Origin of the sequence: Kitasatospora sp. MY 5-36, from assembly GCF_001182915.1 — a bacterium.
GTDB lineage: Bacteria > Actinomycetota > Actinomycetes > Streptomycetales > Streptomycetaceae > Kitasatospora.
In genome coordinates this window covers 1-6,026 of the sequence record NZ_LFVW01000682.1, presented here as the reverse complement: position 1 = coordinate 6,026, position 6,026 = coordinate 1, and the positions used below count along the sequence as shown (strand labels likewise).

General features: G+C 71.5%; 5 protein-coding genes. 4 read left to right on the top strand and 1 reads right to left on the bottom strand.

Annotation, left to right across the window (positions count from 1 at the left end; genetic code table 11):
- The 4 genes from AE652_RS49345 to AE652_RS33520 all read left to right on the top strand — a co-directional run.
- Positions 1–651, top strand: a 651-nt coding sequence (locus AE652_RS49345) for an Ig-like domain repeat protein (RefSeq protein ID WP_049658511.1), incomplete at its 5' end; no start/stop codon positions are given.
- Between the two features lie 351 nt (positions 652–1,002).
- Positions 1,003–1,122 (top strand): class III lanthipeptide, encoded by a 120-nt coding sequence (locus AE652_RS47545; RefSeq protein WP_199823182.1) that lies wholly within the window; start codon positions 1,003–1,005, stop codon positions 1,120–1,122.
- An 89-nt stretch (positions 1,123–1,211) separates the two neighbouring features.
- Complete coding sequence (gene lanKC, locus AE652_RS33525) at positions 1,212–3,926, top strand: class III lanthionine synthetase LanKC (RefSeq protein ID WP_049658508.1); 2,715 nt, start codon at positions 1,212–1,214, stop codon at positions 3,924–3,926.
- Entirely contained in the window at positions 3,923–5,437 is a 1,515-nt protein-coding gene (locus AE652_RS33520) for an ABC transporter ATP-binding protein (protein WP_199823181.1), read from the top strand. Before lanKC ends, AE652_RS33520 begins: the two co-directional genes overlap by 4 nt.
- Before the next feature lie 91 nt (positions 5,438–5,528).
- On the opposite strand, the gene AE652_RS44395 is transcribed toward AE652_RS33520, so the two are convergent.
- The coding region (locus AE652_RS44395) for a LuxR C-terminal-related transcriptional regulator (protein ID WP_107086608.1) at positions 5,529–6,026 on the bottom strand (498 nt) is incomplete at its 5' end.

Below are 6,026 nucleotides of genomic sequence, written 5' to 3'. Positions count from 1 at the left end.
GGCGCCGTCTCGTTCTGTAGCGCCACGCCGGGTGGGCCGGGAGGCGGGTTCGCCGGCACCACGATCGGCACCGGCGGCGCCGGCGGAGCGATCGACGGCGGCTGTGCCGCCACTGCCACCGGTGCGGGCGGTGGCGGTGGCGGCGGCTACTTCGCCGGCGGGGGCGGCGGCAGCGCTGCCGTCAACAACACCGGCACGGAGGCGAGCGGCGGCGGTGGCGGTGGGGGAAGCAGCTTCGCGGCCCCGTCGGGCACCGGGACGTCCTATGCGGCCTCGACGATCGGGACGGCGAACCACAACGGCCAGGTGGTCATCAGCTACACCGTGGGCAAGCCGATCACCACGACGCTGACCGCGCTGCCCCAGCGCACCCGGACCGGCTCGCCGGTCGTGCTCAGCGACATCGTCTGCCCCGGCGCGGGCTCCACGACCAGGCCCACCGGAACCGTCACGTTCACCGACACCACCACCGGGACGACCCTCGGCACGGGACGCCTGATCCTCTCCCTCGGCACCTGCGCCGCCGGCGGGACGGTCGCCGCCTTCCGCACCGCGGGCACCCACACCATCACCGCCGTCTACAGCGGTGACTCGGTGTACCAGGACAATAGTGCCGACCCCGAGACCATCACCGTGACGGTGGACCCCTGATCAGAACGCCGCGGCAGCACCGAGGGGCACACCCTCGTCAACCGCAACGAGCACTGCTGCCGGCCCAGATGACAGTGTGACACCAGGCGGGGCCCGCGAGGACGAATCGCGGGCCCCGCCTCCATCGCGCCCGAGGCCCGGAAGGACAACAGCTTTTCAGTCTGCGGCCGAGCCGGTCGAAAGACCATGACAACTATCAGCCCCTACCGGTACCCGGTGTGCCACGACGAGACTCGCCATCACCCGGACCGCGGAGGCATCACGGTCCGGGCTCGTACCGACCACCGGCCGGTGCGAATCCCACCCTCGCTGCGCGTCCCGCGCACTCGATCTCCCAGGAGACGACCCGAAATGAGTGTCCTCAAGCTCCAGAACATCGAGGCCCGCGTCAAGATGAGCGCCGTGGCAGTCCTCAGCCTGACGAGCAGCAGCAGCGCCTGCTGCAAGCCCAGCGAGCCCGGCAAGCCGTAGCCGGACGGGTCCGTGCGGGGGGCGTGCCGCGTCCCCCGCACGGACCCTGTCGCTTCCACCGGCCGCCCCGGACGATCGCAGAGGCTGACATGCGCAACGAACGATGGGTCTACCGCTTCCTCTTCGCGTGGAACGACACGCTGTTCTTCGACCCGCTCGACGTCTCGTACGAACCGAGCGCGGACCACTTCCTCGCCGGGCTCGACGAGCCGCTGCGGGCGCGGTTCGTCCGCAGCGGCATCTGGTGGAGCCATCGGCCCAGTCCGGACCTGCCGGCGCAGGGCTGGAAGATCCATGTGTCGGCGAGCTGCCGTCACGTGCGCGAGGTCGCCGCCTCGGTGGTCGGATACCTGACGGAACGCGGGACCGACTTCAAGATAGCCCTCGACATCAACATCTTCGAGATGCTCAACTCCAAGTCGATGTCCCGGGGAAGCGGCGGCAAGCTCGTCACCGTCTACCCGCGCGACGACGACGAGTTCAGGGCGGTCCTGGCCGACCTGGCCGGACTCCTGGAAGGCTACGAGGGCGCCTACGTCCTGTCGGACCTGCGGTACCGGGACAGCAAGGCGCTGTACTTCCGCTACGGCCAGTTCCTCGACACCCACACCGTCGACGTCCTCGGCCGCCGGCACCCGCGGATCCTCGGGCCGGACGGTCCCGTCCCCGACGACCGGGGCCTGGGGCGCGCCCGGCCCGACTGGGTGCCCTGGCCGTTCGACGACTGGAAGCCCGCGGACGAGGACGAGGACGACGGCCTGCTCGGGGGCCGGTTCCGGGTGACCGGGGCGATCCAGTTCTCCAACAGCGGCGGCGTGTACACGGCCGAGGACACGGCGAACGACGACCGGCCGGTGCTGCTCAAGGAGGCCCGTCCGCACACCAACGTCAACCCCCGTCGGAACCACGACGCCGTGGACATCCTCGGCCGCGAGTGGATGTTCCTGAACCGGCTGGCCGACACCGGCTCGTACCCGGCGCCGATCGCGAAGTTCCGCCACTGGGAGCACCACTTCATCGCCGAGGAGTTCATCGACAGCTCCGACCTCCGCTCGGTGCTGCTCGAACGCAACCCGCTCGCGCGGCCGGGGTTCGACATCGAGCGGTCCCGGGAGTACCTGCGGATCTTCCTCGCGGTCTTCCGCGGGCTGGCCCGCGCGATCCAGGCCGCGCACGACCGCGGGGTGATCCTCGCCGACTTCACCGCCTCGAACCTGCTCGTCGACCCGGACACCTACGAGGTGACCATCGTCGACCTGGAAGCCTGCCGGCTGGCCGGGACCGACGGCAACGGCGGTACCGACGGCGACGGCGGGAGCGGCGAAGCGGAGCTGGAGCAGCCGGTCGAACTCTTCACACCGGGATTCAGCCTCTCCCGCGACGGCTTCAAGGCGTTCGGGCCGGAGGGCGACCGCTACGCCCTGGCGTCCACCATGGCGTACTTCGTCTTCCCGATCGCGGCGATGTCGTACCTGCGCGAGGACGTCCTCGACCTGTACCGGATCTTCATCACCGAGGGCCTGGGCTGGCCGGAGCGCGTCCACCGGCTGATCACCGACCTGGCCGGGGACCGGATCGGCCTCACCGACGTGCTCGACGCCCTGGAACACGAGGAGGACCTGCTCGACCAGGTCGAGGCCCTCCCGGCGCGACCGGTCGTCGAGGAACGGCTCGGACTGGTGGAGGCGGAGACCGGGGTGGCCGCGTTCGTCGAGGCCGTCGCCGACACCGGCCGGGGCACGCTCTTCCCCGTGGACCCCTTCGCGCACATCACCAACCCGCTGAGCCTCGGCTTCGGGGCGAGCGGCGTGCTGTGGGCGCTGCACTCCTCCGGCATCGCGATCCGGCCCGAATGGCGCGACTGGCTCGGCGGCAAGCTGGCCGACATCGACAGCGCGGAGTACCCGGACGGTCTCATGAACGGCCTGGCCGGCATCGCCTGGGCGGCCGACTCGCTCGGGTTCGGGACCGAGGCCGGGCAGCTGCTGGCCCAGGCCAACCGGCGCGCGGTGGAGCAGGGCGACCACACCTTCTACTACGGCCTCGCCGGAGTGGGGATGACGAACCTGCGCTTCTTCCTGCAGGGCCGCGACCCGCGCGATCTCGCCGCGGCACGGGACTGCGCGCGAGCCCTGCACGACACGGTGCGGCTGGATGGCGGGCGGGCCTACTGGGTGAACGAATTCGCCGCCGAGGGGCCGATGACCGGCCTCGGCTTCGGACAGGCCGGCGTCGCGATGTTCCTGCTGCGCATGCACCAGGTCACGGGAGAGGAGCGCCACCTGCGCCTCGGACGGCAGGCGCTCGCCTGGGAGATGGCCCACGCCAAGCCCCTGGACGGCGCGGGCCCGATCATGTTCGAGCACGAGGGAACCATGGAGCCGTACATCGAGGTCGGGTCCGCGGGCGTGGCGCAGGTGCTGTTGCGCTACGGCGACCTGGAGGCGGCACGCGCCGTCCTGCGCGGGCTGGACGTCCGCTACTCGGTGCTGCCCGGGTACGCCTTCGGCATGAGCGGGATCGCCGACGCGCTGCTCGACGCGGCCGAGTTCACCGGCGACCGCTCCTACCGCGACAAGGCGCTGACGCAGCTCGACACCGTCCGGAAGGTGTTCCTGTTCGAGCCCGCCGAGCGCTTCGGTCTGCCGCGCCAGGACGGCCGGACCCCGCTGGGCCTTCCCGGTGAGGGGCTGCTGCGCTGCGCCTGCGACTACCTGACCGGGTCGGCGGGCCTGCTGCGGGTGCTCCACCGGGTGAACACCGGAGGCACCGCCGACTTCCTGCTGGACGAGGCGGCGCGGTGAACAACCGGTTGTGGCGTACCTTGCGGGGCCACCGGGCCCCGTTCGTGGTGGTCCTCGTCGCCGAGGCTGCCACGGGCGGGCTCGAGGCCCTGCTGCACCCCCTGCTGCTCAAGGCCCTGTTCGACCAGGCGATCCTGACCGCCGACTTCCGCAGGTTCCTCGTCCTCGGCCTCGGGTACCTTCTGTTCGGACTGACCCTCACCATCACGGACTACTGCGTCGCCTGTTGGCGCAAGCGCCTCGAGAACGCGTTCACGCTGGTGCTGGAGACGGAGTTGCTGAGCCGCACGCTGGGCCTGGACGGCCGAGAGGTGGCGAAGGCGGGGAACGCCTCGTACGTCAGCCGCATCCACAACGACGTCGCCCAGGGCGTCCTGCCGGCCGTCGACGTCTCCCTCCGCATCGCACGCCAGGCGGTCGCGTCGGTCGCCTTCCTCGGCGTGCTGTTCTACCTGTCCTGGCAGGCCAGCCTCATCCTGCTGGTGATCGTGCCGCCGCTGGTGCTTGTGAGCAACCGGCTCGGCAGGCGGATCGAGCAGAACACCGGGCCCGAACGCGAGGCGGAGGCGCGGTACATCAACACGCTGACCCGCACGCTGGAGTCCTTCCCCGCCCTGCGCGGACTGCCGTCGCTGCTGCCGGGCACCCGCGCGGTGAACCGGGACGCGTTGCGCGGGTTCCTCGACCTCACCTTCGTCAACTTCCGGCTGTCACAGCGGCAGCGAACCCTCAGCGACCTGGTGATGAACCTGTCGGACACCGCCTCGATGATCACCGGAGCCTTCTTCGTCTTCGCCGGGCGGATGTCGTTCGGCAGCTTCCTCGCCTTCGTGAACTCGCTGTGGCGGGCGGTGACCGGGATCTTCGACCTCGTCAACATGATTCCGCAGGCCCGCCGGAGCAGCGCGGTCCTCAAGCGGATCGAGTCCCTGCGGGACTCCGGGCAGGCCCCGTACTACGACGAGGGGGCCCTGGTACGGGTCCGCGGAGTCCGGGTCGGGTACGGCGAGGGGGCCAAGGTGTCGATCGACGAGTTCGACCTGCGCGTCGGCGAGCGCGTGCTGCTCCGCGGCCCCAACGGTTGCGGGAAGACCACGCTCCTGCACGTCATGGCCGGGACCCTCGCCCCCGACGCCGGGGCGGTCACCCTGCCGCCCCGGGTGGCGAGCCTGACCGCCCCGGTGCACCTGCCTCCGCTGCCGGTGCGCGAACTGGTCGCCGACGAGCGGCTGCGCGCCGTGATGGGTCTGGACGTCCTGGCCGACCAACTGCCCTCGGACCTGTCGTCCGGCCAGCGTCAGCGGGTCGGGGTCGCCGTGCTCCTGCACGAGGACGCGGACGTGTACCTGGCCGACGAGCCGTTCGCGAACCTCGACGACGGCGGCAGGGAGCTGGTGTTCCGGGTGCTTAGGGAGCGGACCGAGGGGCGTGCCCTGCTCGTCGTGCACCACGGGGACGAGGCCATCGACGGCCGCTTCGACCGGGTGGCGACCCTCACCGGGCTCCGCTAGGCGCCCCGAGTGGTCGCGGACGCGGGTGTACGGATCGGCCGACCTGGAAGCCGGGGCGGCGGAAGCCCGGGTGGCGGGCCCGCCCGCCGGGTCAGGAGGCCTCGAACGGATCGTCGTACCATCCCCGCTTCGCACCGTGAGCGGGGCCCGGCCGACGGCCGGAGCGGTGCACCCAGCCGGCGACGCCGACCCGCGAGGAGCACTGCAACCGCCGCATCGCCTCGCGGAGGTGGTTGACCACGGTCCACTCCGAGATGCCCAGGCGACGTGCGATCTGGTGGTTGCTCAGTCCGTCGGCCACCAGCAGCGAGACCTGGAACTGACGATTCGTCAGCTTCCTCTTCGGCGGTGTCCCGGTGGAGTCCGACTCGCTGAGGGAGCAGAGCAGGTCCGGGAGCGCGGTGGCCGCGCCGGCTGCCAGCGCGTGGGTGAACTCGTCCTCGGTGAGCCGGCGGCGGATGCCGGGGAGCAGCCGGGCGGTGGCCAGGTCGGGATCCGCGGGGTCACCAGGAATGCCGGCCCGCCCCGGATAGAAGCTGCCCAGCAGTCGGGCGGCGTCGGTCGCCCGGGCCGGTGCCGGGCGCAGGGG